The sequence below is a fragment of the Baia soyae genome, assembly GCF_004341445.1.
GTDB lineage: Bacteria > Bacillota > Bacilli > Thermoactinomycetales > Thermoactinomycetaceae > Baia > Baia soyae.
The window spans coordinates 1-16,612 of record NZ_SLXV01000014.1 but is presented as its reverse complement, the minus strand read 5'-3'; the positions used below and the strand labels follow the sequence as shown (position 1 = coordinate 16,612).

Sequence of the window (16,612 nt, the reverse complement as noted above, 5' to 3'; positions counted from 1 at the left end):
GAAGGAGGATGTAAGGATGAGGTGTCCAGAATGTAATCATTATGGATCTCGTGTGTTAGATTCACGACCTGCCCATGAAGGAAGAGCGATTCGCAGACGGAGAGAATGTGAAGAGTGCGAGCAGCGATTTACAACCTTTGAGATGATAGAGGAAAAACCGTTAATTGTGGTGAAAAAAGATGGAAGTAGAGAAGAGTTTAATCGCGAGAAACTACTACGCGGTTTGATTCGCGCTTGTGAAAAGCGCCCTGTTTCAGTCGAAAGCTTAGAAAAGCTAGTCCACGAGATTGAAAAGCAGTTACGTGATCAAAATACGTCAGAAGTCCTCAGTAATGAAATTGGAGAGTATGTAATGGATCGCTTGATGGCCATTGATGAGGTAGCTTACGTTCGATTTGCTTCTGTCTATCGCCAGTTCAAGGATATTAACGTTTTTGTTACAGAACTAGACTTATTACAGCGTTCTCGTCAGGAGAATACCGAAAAGGCTTCTGAAGAAGATAAGGATTAATTGGATAAAAATGAGCTTTTTTCTAAAATTGGAACCTATGTTAAAATGGACAAATCAGTATTGAAAGTGTGGAGGAAGACCAGAAAATGGCGTTTCTTTGGAAAGAATTAGGATGGTATTGTCGTTCACATCGTCCGTTAGCACCAACTGATTTGATTGTGCTAACCCAACTGTATCAACCATTGATCGGGGCAACTGCCTATAGTCTCTGTTTAACTCTTTCCTATCAATTGCCTACCGAACGTGCAGGAATGACGGAAGTACATACACATGCCATGCTAATGAAGATGCTAGGAACGCCCTATGACTCTTTTTTAGAGGCTCGTCATCGGCTCGAAGGTGTAGGATTACTAAATACGTATGAGCTTGGGAATCCTCAAAACGGCTTAATCTATGAATATGAAGTGGTTCCCCCTCTTTCTCCTGTCCAATTTTTTCAGAGTGAAGTTTTTAATCTAGCTCTATATCAATCGGTAGGAAAAGAGATCTATCCAGAATTACGAAAGAGATTGCTAGGGCCGGTGCCATCTGAAAACTGGCGAAAACAAGTAAAGCGAAATGTGACAAAGCCATTTAAAGAGGTATACGGTAGTTTCTCTCCTCAAGATCTGCAACAGATGGGAGAGATTGATCAGGAATTTCCGGCCCCGGAGCATCCGATTCGAGAAGATTTACAACAGGGCCAAAATCCGATGTGGTCCGATGAGGATTTTACCTCTATTAAAGTGCGTTTACAGTCGATTATCCACTCAAGTACGTGGACCCCAGAATGCATTGCTCAATTAAAAGAGATTTGTTTCTTATATCAATTAGAAACATGGGATTTGGTAGCCGTGCTGCAAGATCCGTACATCACGCAACGAGGAGAAATCAACTTAGAGCGTCTACGAAATTATGTCCGCGGAGAGTACCAGCTTCGATTTGGCGGGTTGCCACAGGTTCAAATCCATCAAAAGCAGTTGCAGGAAGAAGAGTCTTTCAAGCAGACATCGCTTTCTCGGGAAAGCCAAGAGATAATTGCACCCGATGCTTCACCAGAAGAGAAACATTTCCATTTGCTAGCTACTGTATCTCCTGTGGAATTGTTACATCGCTATCAAGGGGGCGGGCCTGTCTCTGATAGTGATTTAAAGATTGTGGAGAAACTAGTGCAAAAGTATGATTTATCGCCTCAGGTCGTGAATGTGTTGATTGACTATGTGATGATTAAATACAATCGGAAATTAACCTGGAGTCTAATTGATAAGATTGCTGCACATTGGGTGCGGGCACAAGTAAAAACAATGGAGCAGGCAATCGAGATAGCGAAGAGTGAGCAGTGGGAGTCTCAAGGCAGTGTAGGAACTACAGCTCGATCGACGAAATCAAAGCGTTCCAAATCAATTCTACCCAAAGCAGTGGCACAGCAGTTAGAGCGGGAAAAAAATAATGAAGTTGCATCTACGTTGAGTGAAGAAGAATTAGAGCAAAATAAGATAAGATTACAAGCCAAACTTCGCCTAATGAATGAAAAATTAGCGAATCGAGGAGAAAAGGAGCAGATGCCGTGAATCCCATTTCCGAAGTTGTAAAGCCGATGTTACGTCGGACAGGAATTACACCAGAGCGGATGGAAAAGCAAGTAAACCTGTTGAAACAACATCGAGCGGTTCGCAGTTTTGTGGAGCGACATCCCGAAATTCCACCAGAGCAGTATCTCCGTTCGCTTCCTCAGATGAATCAGATGGTGTCCGAGTGGGAAAATTGTAGTCGTTGCTCTGGTTTAGAAAGATGCCCTAATATGATCTCTGGGCATTATCCATATTTAAATCAATATGGTGGATATATTGAGTTTCGGATGAAGAAGTGTCAAAAACTAGCCGCTTTTGAATCCATGAAAGAGAAGCAGAAGCTCATTCGATCTCTCCATATTCCGAAAGAGATTTTGCATTCGAGCTTTGAAACAATGGAGTTTGATGAACGAAGTGAAGTGATTGCTGCTACGATGGATTTTTGTATGTCCTTTTCGGAAGGAATTCCGGCAAGGGGATTATATTTACACGGTCCGCTTGGAGTGGGCAAAAGCCGCATTGCAGGGGCGATTGCAAATAAGCTAGTCGAGCATAACATCCATTCTTATCTGGTTTATGTTCCAGACCTGATAAGAGAAGTTCAGGATGCGATTCAAGACCATTCTCTTCAACAGAAGTTGCAGGCATTTAAAGAAGTACAAGTCCTCATCTTAGATGATATTGGGGCAGAGTATTTAACGGTGTGGAAGCGTGACGAAATTTTAGGCGCTTTGCTTCATTATCGTGCGGCTGAGGGCTTACCTACTATCTATACCTCTAACTTGGACTTAGAGGAGTTAGAGACTCATCTTCGTTTAGGTGAAAAGAATGGACAAGATGTGATGAAAGCAAAGCGGATCATGGAACGAATCCAACATTATACGGCTGCTTATTTTGTGGATGGCCATAATCGAAGGAAAAGCGAGCTGTAAAAATATAATAAAAAACATGTTGCATTCAGGAAGAAGACCATGTTATACTCTTTCTTGTTAGTAGCGAACGTTACATAATAACTACTAACAAGAAAGTATGGCTCGGTAGCTCAGTCGGTAGAGCAGAGGACTGAAAATCCTCGTGTCGGCGGTTCGATTCCGTCCCGAGCCACCATTTTGCGGAAGTGGCTCAGTGGTAGAGCATCGCCTTGCCAAGGCGAGGGTCGCGGGTTCGAGTCCCGTCTTCCGCTCCATTTTTACCAATGAATTTAAATCATACTGCCTTGCCGGGGTGGCGGAATAGGCAGACGCACAGGACTTAAAATCCTGCGGTAGGTGACTACCGTGTCGGTTCGAGCCCGACCCTCGGCACCATATAAAAAACGGTTTGCAAACAAAAGTGCAAACCGTTTTTTTTGTAAAAATATAAATGATAGATACAATTTAGGATACTGAAGAATGGATAATGATGTATAAAAAATTCCCTACTGATGGGTTAGAATATTTAGCAACTAAAGGAGAGTACATAGTATGCCAGCTCATTCTATGGGTTTTGCGATTGAAAGTGAAGAGCAATTTATGGAGTACCTAGATCTTGTTGTTCGAACGGGTGAGCAAACAGAGACTTCTTTTGGCCGGAAGTTTTCGCTCGTTTTTTCGAATGGGGAAGAGATCGTTGCGCTTATGGATGAAGATAATGAAGTATTCCATGTCAATTTCCACCATCGTAAAGGGATGATTTCTCCTGTCGGGATCTATGAAGTAGATACCAATGAAGAAGGTGAATTGACAGGGCTCACATTTGGCTCGATGAGACCAGAAGAGGAGACAAACCCAGAGTCGGGCGTGTATCCATTTGTGTTTCAAACAGGCGATATGGAAGTGTTAGAGGTGTTTCAACAGTCTGAAACGCGTAATGTGGAGCTTGCTGCATTTGCTAATCAGGTACGTTGCTTTGCTACAGAAGAGGAATTTGACCAAAAACAAGATCCAGAAGTTCCGCTGTCATCTGAATCCTTAGTTCCGCTTGGGATTTTTAACGATGAAGTGAATGATGTTCTGGCACCAACCATTTTACTAAATGGTGTGGTGATAGATGCACAACTCTTGGAAAACGAGTTATCCCAAGTGCAATACTGGCAACTCACCGTGCAGACAGTAGGTTCGGCTTACGTCGTATTTGCGTCACTAGATCGTGTGACTGAAGGAGAGCCAGCAGTTGGCGGGATTGTATCAGTAGAAGCATGGTTAACGGGGCGTTTTGTATAGTTATCTATCATTTGTAATCTGACGAAGGAAGCACATGAATTTGTGATGAGCAAAATCTCATGTGCTTTGTGCAATCATGTGATAAAATGAACATGATGATATATGGGATCTGGAGGTGAATGAGATGTCGAACATCGATGCGATATTGGAACGCGCATTAAAAGGAGAAAGACTTACGTTTGAAGACGGCGTCTCTTTATGGAATAGTGATGAAATAGAGAAAATCGGTGAGGCTGCGAATCAAATGATGTTAAAAAAGCATCCCGAGCCGGTTACCACTTTTGTCATTGGGCGTAATATTAACTATACCAATGTGTGTGATACGTATTGTCGTTTCTGCGCTTTTTACCGAGCGCCGGGCTCTTCGGAAGGGTATGTATTAGACGATGATACTATTTTCCAAAAAATTCAAGAGACCATTGATGTAGGTGGTACAGAAATCCTCATGCAGGGTGGAACCAACCCTAACTTGTCATTTCACTACTATACGGACCTTTTACGTGAGATTAAGAAGCGGTTTCCAGAGATCACGATGCATTCATTTTCTCCAGCTGAGATCCGGAAGATGCAAGAAGTTTCGGATGGACTTACGTTGGAACAAGTTATGCGTGAGCTGAAAGAAGCGGGACTCGATTCCCTGCCAGGCGGAGGCGCTGAGATCTTAGATAATCGGATCCGTAAACAGATTTCTCGTCTAAAGGGAACATGGGAAGACTGGATGGAAGTGATGGATACTGCGCATCGTGTGGGCATGCATTCAACCGCTACGATGGTAATCGGTTTTGGAGAGACTGTGGAAGAGCGTATCATGCATTTACTCCGTATCCGCGATCAACAGGATCGGACAGGCGGCTTCCTAGCTTTTATCGTCTGGACATTCCAACCAGACTTTACAAATCTGAAGCGTGAAAAACTTTCCCCTGAAGAATATCTAAAAGCAGTAGCGATTGCTAGGCTTATGCTAGATAATATCGATAATTTCCAATCCTCTTGGGTAACCATGGGGCCAGATATTGGGAAGAAGTCACTTCACTTTGGGTGCAATGACTTCGGTAGTACGATGATCGAAGAAAACGTAGTCTCTGCTGCGGGTACAACCCATAAAGTAAATAACAACCTCGCAATCCAGCTCATCCGTGATGCTGGTAAAGTACCTGCCCAACGGAACACGAAGTACCGGACTTTACGTGTTTTTGAGGAAGGCGAATTTACCGAGAACGACTTTGTTATGCAAAACTAATTAGATAGATATGGCCTTCTTTTATATAGAAAGAGGGCTTTTTTCGTTGTATGAAATATTTTTCTTTTCAATGATCTTAAAAGATATTACAATGGTGTTTGTGGCTTTAAAAAATAATACATATAGAAGAATGGAAGGATATTATGAAGAAATTTCTGGCTATTATGCTTTCTCTTGTTCTCTTGTCTGGTTGTTCCTTGTTCTCGGATTCTGTTAATGTGAATGAAATAGGAAAAGAGATGAATAAAACGATATCAAAGTTTAACGAAAATGAGCAGAAGTTCGTCAAATTAAACTCTCTTAGCACAGAAATTGGGAGTGTCATGCTTTCATTGCAAAAAACTGGGCTAAATCAAGATAGTATCAAACAAATGAATGACAAGCATACGGAAATGATGAAATTGCTTGCAGAGTATAAAACAGGAGTACAACAATTAAGTGAGGAGTTACCTGCTAACCAAAAGAAAGTAGACAAAATTAAAAAAGAGCAGTTAAAGAAACTGGGTGATACCCTTCTTGCTAACTTAAAGTCTCTTCTCGATTCTAAACTAAAAATGATTGAAATTACCGAGAAATCTCTAGCGAATCAAGAGGAAGTGTTAAAGTCTGTTGCATCAAAGAAAGAACTTTCGAGTAAAATAGAGGAAGAGATGACAAAGTTAGAGGGAGAATATTTAAGTGTGACCAACGAAACTCTGCAAAAAACAAATGCATACAATAAATCTTTGCAAGAATTTATTGGAGCAGTTGACAAAAAGTAACTCCTAGAATATCTAATTTGAATGTGTAAAAAGAGCTCTTAATCCTTAATTATTTTAGTGGATTAGGGGCTTTGTTTTTTTATTAATCGAGTTTGAGATCATAAAAATTAATAGGATTTATTACTTCAAATAGATTAGAAACTTTTTAATAAAGGAAACTAGTTAAGATAATATATAATAAAATATACATTGTACATAAATTTAAGTTTAACCCATTAACAGACGCAGAATGAGTTTCATCTTAGTTTACAAAGGGGGATAGATAAAATGACCGGAAAAACACATTTATCAATGGGAGCTTTATTCGGAGTCGGTTATGCTACTTTGAATACAGATGGAAGCCAAGATTGGCTCACTCTTTCCATCGGGATTGCTGTGGCAACTCTTAGTAGTATGTTGCCTGATTTAGATCATAAGGGAAGCTATATTAGTAAATATATAACGCTAAACTTGAAGACGCGATATCGGTCGATTTTTGCATCCTTAATCGGGATTTTGCTCATAGCCGCATGCTTTTATTATCACGGTCCGCTATGGATTGCATTAACTGGTTTATATGTGCTGATTGCCGCATATGTTCCTCATAGAAGCTTTACTCACTCTCTTTTGGGTGTAGGGCTAGTGGGAATGATTAGCTTTTTAGCTACGCCGAATCAGGTGTACTTTGGATACTTTATGGCTGGCTATCTCTCGCATTTATTTGCAGATGCATTAACAGTATCGGGCATTCCGTTATTTTGGCCCAATAAAACGGGTTTTCGATTAGCCAGAATAAAAACAAATACCCGCTGGGATATTATTATTCGTTATGTATCAGGTATTTTTACGGTGATCGGTCTGGGATATTTAGTGCTCCACTAGAGTTTTTGGTTTTGTGTATACCTTAGCCAATCACCCCATATACTAGGAGAAATGCCAGTGTGGACAAAGAAAGGAGTGGGACATTGGACTACTCTATTTCCATTTCTCGTCGAGATCCTATTCAGTTGGCGTTTTTACGTGATCGCTTTGGCAACATGATAATGAAGTTAAAGAAGATTGGCGTCAATGCATCATTTGTAGAAGAACCAACTGGAGAGCTTCATTTTTTTCAAATACATACCCAGCGGAAGCGTCGGCTTCAGGACAAGGAAATACACCGGGAGATGGGAGACGCAATAGCCAGTTTTTTGTGTGATTTTGCTGAAACGGATTTGATCAGAGGCATTATTCAAAAGGAACACACGAACATAACACTCGAAGAGATGGACCAGATTGAATTTCGGGCCCAGCAGTTATTAGAACGAAATTCGTGGAGTTACTTACGCACTGGTTATCATGTTCGTAAAGAACGGATTAGTAAGCAAATTGCTATGTATCTAGATTCAAATCGTGTCCTGTCCATCGATGGATTTGTTCGATTTCGTCTCAAAGCGTATCGGAAGTCGCTCGTTCGATGTGTAAAAGATGCGTATGAAGAGTATCAATTAGATAAAGAGTATCGCGATTTTATTGAGCTTCTTCGTTATTTTGTGTCGGTTCAGAATCCGAAAGTAGAACTTATTCATGTTGTTCATAAAGGATCGAAACAGTTTCAGTTGTTAAAGGAAGATGGAGCTCCTTACCAACTTCGCGAATTGGATGGAGCTGTGCAAGAGCTTATGGATCAAAGTCTCTCGCATGAAGATTTAGTGGTTAGTTCCCTTTTATCGATCGCACCTGAAAAGTTAGTTGTGCACACGAAGCAACAAGAGGAAAATGTGATTCGTACACTTCTCCAGATTTTTGAGGGAAGGGTAGTGGTGTGTCATGATTGCCAGCACTGCCATGTAAAATCGATTTCTGTTCAAGAAGATGCTTGATCTTTTGGTCCGACTTGCATATAATGATTAACAAACTTCAACTGTAAGAGCTGTGACGAGGTCATGGTAGCTGTTTACGATGCTAGAGAGTGGGGATCATCGGCTGGAAATCCCTTCATCCTATGAACAGTCTATTACCCCCTCCGAGCGAATGTGGGGAATGCCCGTACGGGTTAGTATCTGCAATCGGTGACACGCCGTTATCAGTGTCTTGAGGATCAGACTGGCCTTCTTTTGCGAATCAGTCATGATTAAACAAGGGTGGAACCACGGCACAAAGCTCGTCCCTATTGGGTACGGGTTTTTTTGTTGTTTTAAAACGATTATCATCATTAAAGGAGTGAGTTCTGTTGAATATTTCGGTACGATTACCAGACGGTTCGGTACGTGAATATGATCAAGCTGTTTCCGTTCTGGACGTAGCTTCCTCTATTAGTAATGGACTAGCTAAAAAGGCAATCGCAGGTGTATTAGACGGGAAGCCAGTAGACTTGGGTCGTGATGTCCCGTCAGGCTCTGAACTAAAAATTGTTACATTAGATGACGAGGCTGGGTTAGAAGTATACCGCCACAGTGCGGCCCACGTACTCGCCCAAGCACTGAAGCGCCTCTACCCTGAGGTGAAACTAGGAATTGGCCCTGTGATTGAAGATGGATTTTATTATGATATTGATCTTCCTACACGCCTCACTCCAGAAGATCTGCCGAAGATTGAGGCAGAGATGGCTAAGGTTATCAAAGAAGATGTGCCGATTACTCGCCGTGTCGTAAGCCGCGATGAAGCGATTTCTATTTTTGAAGAGATCGGGGATCATCTAAAACTAGAACTGATCCGTGATCTTCCTGAGGATTCGACTATTACCATCTATGATCAGGGTGAATTCTTTGATCTATGTCGTGGACCTCACATGCCATCGACAGGGAAGTTAAAAGCATTTAAGTTGATGAGTATTGCCGGTGCTTATTGGCGTGGTAACTCGGATAATCAAATGCTACAGCGGATCTACGGTACTGCTTTTCCTAAAAAATCGCAACTCGATGAATATCTTCATTTCCTAGAAGAGGCAAAGAAGCGGGATCATCGCCGAATTGGAAAAGATTTGAGGCTATTTATGTTCTCCGAAGAAGCTCCGGGGATGCCTTTTTACCTTCCTAAAGGAATGGTAATGCGCAATGAGTTAGAAAATCTTTCTCGTGAAATCCAGCTACAGTCAGGGTATGAGGAAGTACGCACTCCACTCATGATGAATCAACGTCTCTGGGAACAATCAGGTCACTGGGATCATTATCATGAAAATATGTACTTTACAGATGTAGACGAAAGCAAGTTTGCACTAAAGCCGATGAACTGCCCAGGGCATATGCTGATGTTTAAAAATGAGCTTCGTTCTTATCGTGATTTACCGATGCGTATGGCTGAGTTTGGGCAAGTACACCGCCATGAACTTTCGGGTGCTCTAAACGGAATGCTTCGTGTCCGTACTTTTACACAAGATGATGCTCATATTTTCGCTAGGCCTGACCAGATTGAGGATGAGGTATCTAGCGTAATTAAGCAGATCGATAAACTATACTCCGTTTTCCAATTCCCTTATACAATTGAACTCTCTACTCGCCCAGAAGATTCTATGGGCTCGAATGAATTGTGGGAGCAAGCAGAAGGGGCTTTAAAGAATGTACTAGACCGCTCGGGAATTGACTACCGGATTAATGAGGGAGATGGTGCTTTCTATGGTCCGAAAATCGATTTCCACATCCGTGATGCTCTAAAGCGTAGCCATCAATGTGCAACGGTTCAGCTGGATTTCCAGATGCCAGAGAAATTTGATTTGTCCTATGTCGGGGAAGATAATGAGAAACACCGCCCAGTCGTCATTCACCGTGCGGTAATGGGCTCAGTCGATCGCTTCTTAGGGGTTTTGATTGAACATTTTGCGGGTGATTTCCCGCTATGGTTAGCGCCTGTTCAAGCGAAAGTGATTCCTGTATCTCGCTCCTTTAACGATTATGTGAGCGAAGTAGTGAAGCAACTAAAAAGTGCTGGCATTCGGGTAGAAGCGGATCTCCGAGAGGAGAAGCTCGGATATAAAATCCGAGAAGCAGAAGTGCAAAAAGTTCCTTATATGTTTGTCATAGGGGAGAAAGAGCAAGAATCGAAATCTGTAACAGTTCGTCGTCGTCATAACAAAGAGCAAGTTTCTTGGCAGATTGATGAATTAATGAAAGATCTAGTTAGAGATATCAAAGAGCGTCGCTAAGATCAAAAAGCTTTCACCAATCTTACATGGTGAAAGCTTTTTGTATTTTCTTCCGAGATGAATGTCATAGGAAAATTAGTTGCATATCATAGCAGAATAGAAAGAGGTGGGAACGGAGGATTGATATGAATTTAATTTGGCAGGATAATATGGTAATTCTTGAGATAATGGGGACAGGATTGGGCGGATCATCGGAGGTTTTGGAAGTTGCGATTGTGGATCTTTCAGGAGTCGTACTTTATCACAGCTTAGTGAAGGCCAAAGGGCGAATTTCAGCGAGAGCAACGGAAATACACGGGATTCGGAGGTCAATGATCCAAGATGCTCCGGCTTTCCCAGAAGTATGGGAGCGAATGAAAGCTATTTTGAAGGATAAAATCGTTCTCACAGGTCAAGAAAATCATACGGTGGGGTTGCTTCAAAATAGCTTTTCTACTTGGGATGATTCCGCCCATGAGGCAATGTCCATTCCAGACATGCAAAGTGTATTAGCGATTTATGCGAATGCAGTAGGTAGCACAAAGCCGGTGAAGCTCCAATCACTAGCTCCAGATCCATTTGACCATCGTGCAATCTCTAGAGCATCGGTTATCAGGTCCGTTGCGCAAAAGTGTGTGCCACAGCTTTCTGAGACGATCACAGCTATGATCAAGGAAGAAACTTCGCGTGATGAAGAAATGCGAACCCTGCGTGATGAAACATGTGAAGAAGAGGTACAATCGGAATCAGGGTGGGTACAAATCCATTCGGAGCCTTCTACAAATGAATCTCTTCATAAAAAGATTAAGAAGTGGTGGGAGAGATTAAATCAGCTGTTACGAAATCAAGTTAAGTAGAGTAGAGGCATTGAGAAGTTGTCGGATATTTGGTAAGATCATGAAGGAATCAGTTTTGCTTAGAGGGAGTTGACATCCCTTACTTAACATGATATATTCATACCATTCGTGTAAGAAGAGGCGCCCGCTTCTCACCTGATTGATTTTGTTCAGATTAGGTTGACATTCGCTGATGGATTGTATAAAACTTCAGGAATCAGAAGTGTGGGCGCATCATACGTCCACACTTTTTTATTTTTTCTATATAACATTTTTTGGAGGTGGCAGGTCATCAGCAAAGATCAACAACATCAAATCAACGAATCCATTCGCGCTCGCGAAGTACGTTTGATTGATGCAAACGGAGACCAAGCTGGAATCGTCGCATTACGTGATGCACTTCAAATGGCACAAGAACAAAATCTTGACCTTGTGAACATTGCACCACAAGCCAAACCCCCTGTTTGCCGAATCATGAACTACGGAAAATTCCGTTATGAGCAAAGCAAAAAGGATAAGGAAACTCGCAAGAATCAAAAGATCGTTCAACTGAAAGAAGTACGTTTGAGCGCATCGATTGAAGAGAATGACGTGCAGACCAAATTGAAGCATGTTATCAAGTTCTTGGAACATGGCGACAAGGTGAAGCTATCGATTCGTTTCCGTGGTCGTCAGATCACTCATCAAGAGCTTGGTCGTAAGGTGTTGGATCGTGTGGCTCAAGAAGTAAAAGAGCTCGCCGATGTGGAGCGTCCAGCTAAGCTAGAGGGTCGTCAGATGATCATGATTCTAAATCCAAAACAACAATCGTAAGGAGGACTCGCTCATGCCAAAAATGAAGACCAAAAAAGCAGCAGCAAAGCGCTTTAAGAAAACGGGTACGGGCAAAGTAAAACGTAGCCATGCATTTACAAGCCATATTTTAGAGAGCAAATCCCCAAAGAGAAAGCGTAACCTACGTAAGGGCGCATATCTGTCTAAGGGTGACCAAAAGCGTATCGAATCTTTAATTACGTATCTATAAACATAACTGATTTGTTCAGGAGGGATTACTAGTGGCAAGAGTGAAAGGTGGTACCGTTACACGTCGTCGTCGTAAAAAGGTACTGAAACTAGCACGTGGATATTTTGGATCCAAACATAGACTGTTTAAAACAGCTAAACAACAAGTAATGAAATCTTTGATGTACGCATACCGCGACCGTCGTCAAGTGAAACGTGATTTCCGTCGTCTTTGGATTACACGTATCAATGCAGCTGCGCGCATCAATGGACTTTCTTATAACAAATTAATGTACGGCTTGAAAGTTGCTGGCGTTGATATTAACCGTAAAATGCTTGCTGACCTTGCTGTCAACGATGCAAAAGCATTTGCAGACCTTGCAGATATTGCGAAAAAAGCGAAATAAATTCTGTTTGTAAGACCCCGCGACTAGCGATCGTTAGTCATGGGGTCTTGTTTGTATTTTTTTAAAAAAAGGTAAATAGGAGCAGGAGATTTGCTTTCTTCATTGTATATAGTTTATATACAATTTTTTACAATATGAGCCATGAAACTACTTTTCGACATGCATGGACAAAAATAAATTTTTGAAAGCTTTGGGGAGAGAAATTAATATTTTTATCTTTTCATATGCAAATGAATTATAATAGAAAAGACGAGGAGATCGTGAAGACGCTCACCCAACAAAGGGAGGAGTAAAGCTACATGTTAGCAGAATGGCTAATTACAGAGTACGAACAAAATGGGCATTTGGCTGCTGAAGGAGAAGTTTATCTCCCGGTGAGTGCTATCCATGAGTTTGTCAAAGATTGTGGAGACTTGAACATTGCCATTATTGGTTTGGATTATGTACTGAAGCAAGACGAAGATTTTTACATACGTTTAAACAGTCTCGACTGTAGTGAAATACTAGCAAGCTTTACAGATTGGAACAGCTTAGTGGAGTACTGCAACCACATTGTTCTGAGCAATATTGAGGGCGAACAGACGTCGGAAAACATGGAGTATTTCATTCCGATTATGATTGAGGAATTCAACTGGAGAATTAGCCACTTGCTGTAAAAATTGCTTTAGCACTTATCAAAATTATAGATTCCCTTCATCCGACCGGTTAAGTAAACCGTTTATATCATAAAAAAACGAGCCCCTTGAAAGAAGGCTCGTTTTCTTCATTTTGAGAGCTTATCGCTTATTGCTAGTTCGAAGTTCGATCTCAGGTATCGAGAAGCTAATGATGAAGGCGATGATCATGAGCACGCTAATCCCTAGATAAACATGATGTAGAGAAGAGAGTAAGGTATCTTTTGTTTGGACTAAGATTGATTGCATAAGCGATTGGGACTCTGACGTAACGTGTGATTGGACTTGATGTAATTGTTCCGGATTCATCAGGATCTGCGGATCGCTTAACATTTTTACAGTCGATTCGGGTAACCCCTGGCTAGGTGTTGCGGATGCAGAGACTTCGCCTATGAATTGGTTTGGTGGAGAAGCCTGCATAATCATGGTCATAATGGAAACTCCGACAGTCCCACCGAGTTGACGGAACAATTGCACGGAGGATGTACCTGTCCCCAGGTGTTCGTACGGGATGGCATTTTGAATGGTGACCGAAAAGATAGGGAAAGTGATTCCCAGCCCTAGACCGATAATTGATAATTGTAGCATCGTTTGGAGTGGAGTGGTATGAGTCACTGTATCGAGCATGGATAAAGTCCCCGCCAGTATCAAACCGAGTCCAAAGATACCTAGTTTCTTATATTTTCCTGTTCGAGCTAAGATCTGTCCTGTAAAAAAGCTGGCAAAGACGAGGCCCAATTGAATAGGGATCATAATGACACTTGAGGTAGTAGCATCTTTTCCCTGAACTCCTTGTAAAAAGAAGGGAGTAAAGGTTATACAGCTAAATAGCCCCATTCCAAGAAGCAAGTTAATACTATTAGCGAGCGTAAAGATTTTGTTTCGAAATAAAGTGAGCGGGAGAATCGGGTTAACCGCTCTTTTTTCCGTGCGGATAAATAGCACAAGACTCAGAATCGATAAACAAGAAAGTCCGATGATCTGTGGAGAGAGCCAAGGGTAATCTTTTCCTGCTAACGAAAACACTAATAAAAATGGCACGATGGTACTGGTTAAAAGGATAGAACCAAGGTAGTCAATTTTTTTCTTTCCTGAGTTCTTAATAGTAGGAAACATTTTTGAGATAAGCAAAAAGGCAACAAATCCAACAGGGAGAAAGACCCAAAAGATATAATGCCAATTCCATGTATCTACGATCATCCCACCGATGGTAGGGCCAAGAATACTAGAAGTGGCAAATGTAGCGCTCAAAAATCCTTGCCACCTACCCCTTTCGCGTGGAGAAAATAGATCGCCTACCGCAGCAAAGGAGGTGGATAAGATCATACCGCCGCCAATTCCTTGCAAGCCACGATAAAGAATTAATTGTTCGATGGATGTAGCGGTTCCACAGAGAAAAGATGTGATGAGAAAGAATCCAACTCCGGTTAAGATAAAAATCTTTCTGCCGTATAGATCAGATAGCTTCCCAACTAAAATAGCTGTAATACTCGACGTCAACATATAAATGGTAAACACCCAGTTAAAGAGCTCTGCTCCATGTAACTGAGCGACAATGGTAGGCAGAGCGTTTATAACAATCGTCTGATTGAGCGAAGCAAATAGTAGTGCACAAGCGATGGCGCTCATAATAAATATCTTCTCACGTCTACTTAAATCTTCCATAGTTTAATATTCAGCTCCTCGAAATATTTGTTTTACAAAGTTAAATAAATAGGCAAAAATACGTTTCACCCATGCTAGAAGAATGAAACGAGTTGTAATTCATTTATAAAAGCTTTTTATATAAGTCTTGAAGGGCATAGAGATCATCAAGTGTAAAAGGATCAAACTTTTGTAGAAGATACTCTTTCCTTTTTTCAGACATCCAAGATGATTTCTCTTGTCCTTTTTCCGTTATATGAACTTCGACTACCCGTTTGTCCAGATGGGAACGCTGCCGTGCTACATACTGTTCTCTTTCAAGCTGGTCTACTACATGAGTGATATGACTTACTGAAACCTCAAATTCTTGAGCTAAAGCAGTGATCATCTGCGGTCCGCGCAAATCAAGGTGATTTAATAGGACAAACTCTGCTCCAGTAAGTGTTTCGCCCCATGCTTCCCGAAGTTCTTTCCGCATAGAGCGTTGAATCAATCGAAACATCGCTTCGATTTCTAATATAGCCTCAAATCTTGTACTCATAGTTAACTCCTGCATATACGCAAACGGATGCGCATGATGGTAAATTGGATTCTTCTTCTATTATACCGTATACGGGTGAGAAAGCCCACGATGTATCTTTCTGTGATGGAAGTGCGGTTTCTTTGTTTTTCATTGCAGGCAATATTTGCTATCATATACCTATATAATGTAGATCAATTTTCTGGGTATTATCGTGTTTGGTTTATTCTTTTGAAACGATAAAGGTTAGCTGTTAGAGAGTAGGGAATACATAAGAGTATCCTGTTAAGAGAAATAGAGTAGCGGAGGCGTTTGCAGGTGTCGACATGGTATCAGGAGAGTTTTGGAAAAGATTATTTACTCGTTTATAATCATCGCAATCAACAAAATGCAGAACAAGAAGTAAAACAAATAACTGAATGGCTCCAGTTATCCGCTGACGATTTTATATTAGATTTATGCTGTGGGACAGGGAGACATACGGCGACCCTTGCTATGGAACACCTAAATGTAGTCGGATTGGATTTATCGCCTACACTTCTTTCAAAAGCGGTTTCTAGAAATTCACAATATAAGATTCCCTTTATCATTGGGGATATGCGGCATTTGCCCTTTGTAGGAGAAACATTTGATGTAGTATTAAATTTATTTACCTCATTTGGCTATTTTGAGACAGATGAAGAAAATGAACAGGTGATCCGAGAAGTCGCACGCGTTTTAAAACCAAATGGACGCTTTTTAATGGACTATCTGAATCGTGAATATGTCATTCATCATTTAGTTGCTGTGAGTCAACGGGAGCAAGATGGCATCTATATTCAGGAAGAACGTTCCATCCAGGGTGATTTTGTCGTAAAGAAGATTATGTTATCTGACGAACAAGGAGAGCGTACTTATACAGAGCAAGTAAAAATGTATACATATGATCAAATGATTGAGATGCTACATCGAAATGGACTTCGAGTAAAGCAAACGTATGGAGGTTTTGATGACAGTTCATATCATGAAAACAGCCCTCGTATGGTATTGATGGGGAATGTTGAATAGTTGATAGAAAAAGGTAATCAATAAAAAAGAACAGATCTTGATACTCTGAAGTGAACCCAAAAAGTTAGACACAAAAGTTTAAATAACCTGCAGGGTATGTGTTCGGTATTGAACTGGACTCATACCTTTTAGTTTTATCTT

The 16,612-nt window shown here is 41.2% G+C and carries 17 protein-coding genes, 3 tRNA genes and 1 other annotated feature; of the genes, 18 read left to right on the top strand and 2 right to left on the bottom strand.

What is annotated here, in order from left to right; translation table 11 throughout:
- Nucleotides 1-16: 16 nt before the first annotated feature.
- The 17 genes from nrdR to EDD57_RS06060 all read left to right on the top strand — a co-directional run bounded on the left by nrdR (nt 17) and on the right by EDD57_RS06060 (nt 13,242).
- A complete protein-coding gene (gene nrdR, locus EDD57_RS06140; protein ID WP_131848598.1) occupies nt 17-511 on the top strand; it encodes a transcriptional regulator NrdR in 495 nt (164 codons plus the stop codon).
- Between the two features lie 86 nt (nt 512-597).
- Nucleotides 598-2,061 carry a DnaD domain protein gene (locus EDD57_RS06135; RefSeq protein WP_131848597.1) on the top strand — a complete coding sequence of 488 codons (1,464 nt, stop codon included), beginning with the start codon at nt 598-600 and terminating at the stop codon, nt 2,059-2,061.
- The gene (dnaI, locus tag EDD57_RS06130; RefSeq protein ID WP_131848596.1) at nt 2,058-2,993 is read left to right on the top strand and encodes a primosomal protein DnaI; all 936 of its coding nucleotides are present in this window, start codon (nt 2,058-2,060) and stop codon (nt 2,991-2,993) included. The genes EDD57_RS06135 and dnaI overlap by 4 nt, the downstream gene beginning before the upstream one ends.
- Before the next feature lie 99 nt (nt 2,994-3,092).
- A tRNA-Phe gene (locus tag EDD57_RS06125) sits at nt 3,093-3,168 on the top strand.
- A 4-nt stretch (nt 3,169-3,172) separates the two neighbouring features.
- A tRNA-Gly gene (locus tag EDD57_RS06120) sits at nt 3,173-3,247 on the top strand.
- Between the two features lie 32 nt (nt 3,248-3,279).
- Nucleotides 3,280-3,368, top strand: a tRNA-Leu gene (locus tag EDD57_RS06115).
- A gap of 156 nt (nt 3,369-3,524) precedes the next feature.
- Entirely contained in the window at nt 3,525-4,262 is a 738-nt protein-coding gene (locus EDD57_RS06110; protein WP_131848595.1) for a hypothetical protein, read from the top strand.
- A gap of 124 nt (nt 4,263-4,386) precedes the next feature.
- Complete coding sequence (mqnC, locus tag EDD57_RS06105) at nt 4,387-5,502, top strand: cyclic dehypoxanthinyl futalosine synthase (protein WP_131848594.1); 1,116 nt, start codon at nt 4,387-4,389, stop codon at nt 5,500-5,502.
- A gap of 143 nt (nt 5,503-5,645) precedes the next feature.
- Nucleotides 5,646-6,263, top strand: coding sequence for a hypothetical protein (locus EDD57_RS06100; RefSeq protein ID WP_131848593.1), 618 nt, complete (start codon nt 5,646-5,648; stop codon nt 6,261-6,263).
- A 267-nt stretch (nt 6,264-6,530) separates the two neighbouring features.
- Nucleotides 6,531-7,124: a metal-dependent hydrolase gene (locus EDD57_RS06095; protein ID WP_131848592.1), complete on the top strand. Its 594-nt coding sequence runs from the start codon at nt 6,531-6,533 to the stop codon at nt 7,122-7,124.
- Nucleotides 7,125-7,183: 59 nt separating this feature from the next.
- A complete protein-coding gene (gene ytxC / locus EDD57_RS06090) occupies nt 7,184-8,104 on the top strand; it encodes a putative sporulation protein YtxC (RefSeq protein ID WP_131848591.1) in 921 nt (306 codons plus the stop codon).
- Nucleotides 8,105-8,454: 350 nt separating this feature from the next.
- Nucleotides 8,455-10,362 (top strand): threonine--tRNA ligase, encoded by a 1,908-nt coding sequence (gene thrS / locus EDD57_RS06085; RefSeq protein ID WP_131848590.1) that lies wholly within the window; start codon nt 8,455-8,457, stop codon nt 10,360-10,362.
- A 125-nt stretch (nt 10,363-10,487) separates the two neighbouring features.
- Nucleotides 10,488-11,198: a 3'-5' exonuclease gene (locus EDD57_RS06080; RefSeq protein WP_131848589.1), complete on the top strand. Its 711-nt coding sequence runs from the start codon at nt 10,488-10,490 to the stop codon at nt 11,196-11,198.
- A gap of 106 nt (nt 11,199-11,304) precedes the next feature.
- Nucleotides 11,305-11,437 (top strand) — a sequence feature (ribosomal protein L20 leader region).
- 10 nt (nt 11,438-11,447) lie between these two features.
- Nucleotides 11,448-11,990 (top strand): translation initiation factor IF-3, encoded by a 543-nt coding sequence (gene infC, locus EDD57_RS06075; RefSeq protein WP_207896802.1) that lies wholly within the window; start codon nt 11,448-11,450, stop codon nt 11,988-11,990.
- Nucleotides 11,991-12,003: 13 nt separating this feature from the next.
- Complete coding sequence (rpmI, locus tag EDD57_RS06070) at nt 12,004-12,201, top strand: 50S ribosomal protein L35 (protein ID WP_072336552.1); 198 nt, start codon at nt 12,004-12,006, stop codon at nt 12,199-12,201.
- Nucleotides 12,202-12,232: 31 nt separating this feature from the next.
- The gene (rplT, locus tag EDD57_RS06065; RefSeq protein WP_072336555.1) at nt 12,233-12,586 is read left to right on the top strand and encodes a 50S ribosomal protein L20; all 354 of its coding nucleotides are present in this window, start codon (nt 12,233-12,235) and stop codon (nt 12,584-12,586) included.
- 299 nt (nt 12,587-12,885) lie between these two features.
- Nucleotides 12,886-13,242, top strand: coding sequence for a hypothetical protein (locus EDD57_RS06060; protein WP_131848588.1), 357 nt, complete (start codon nt 12,886-12,888; stop codon nt 13,240-13,242).
- Between the two features lie 120 nt (nt 13,243-13,362).
- Here EDD57_RS06060 and EDD57_RS06055 read toward each other — a convergent pair whose 3' ends face one another.
- Together EDD57_RS06055 and EDD57_RS06050 are read right to left on the bottom strand one after the other, a co-directional pair.
- On the bottom strand, nt 13,363-14,925 hold the full coding sequence (locus EDD57_RS06055) for an MDR family MFS transporter (protein ID WP_131848587.1): 1,563 nt from the start codon (nt 14,923-14,925) through the stop codon (nt 13,363-13,365).
- A gap of 103 nt (nt 14,926-15,028) precedes the next feature.
- Entirely contained in the window at nt 15,029-15,445 is a 417-nt protein-coding gene (locus tag EDD57_RS06050) for a MarR family winged helix-turn-helix transcriptional regulator (RefSeq protein WP_165873689.1), read from the bottom strand.
- Between the two features lie 297 nt (nt 15,446-15,742).
- Here EDD57_RS06050 and EDD57_RS06045 point away from each other — a divergent pair, with 297 nt between their 5' ends.
- Nucleotides 15,743-16,471 carry a class I SAM-dependent methyltransferase gene (locus EDD57_RS06045; protein WP_243649462.1) on the top strand — a complete coding sequence of 243 codons (729 nt, stop codon included), beginning with the start codon at nt 15,743-15,745 and terminating at the stop codon, nt 16,469-16,471.
- The last annotated feature ends 141 nt before the right edge of the window (nt 16,472-16,612 follow it).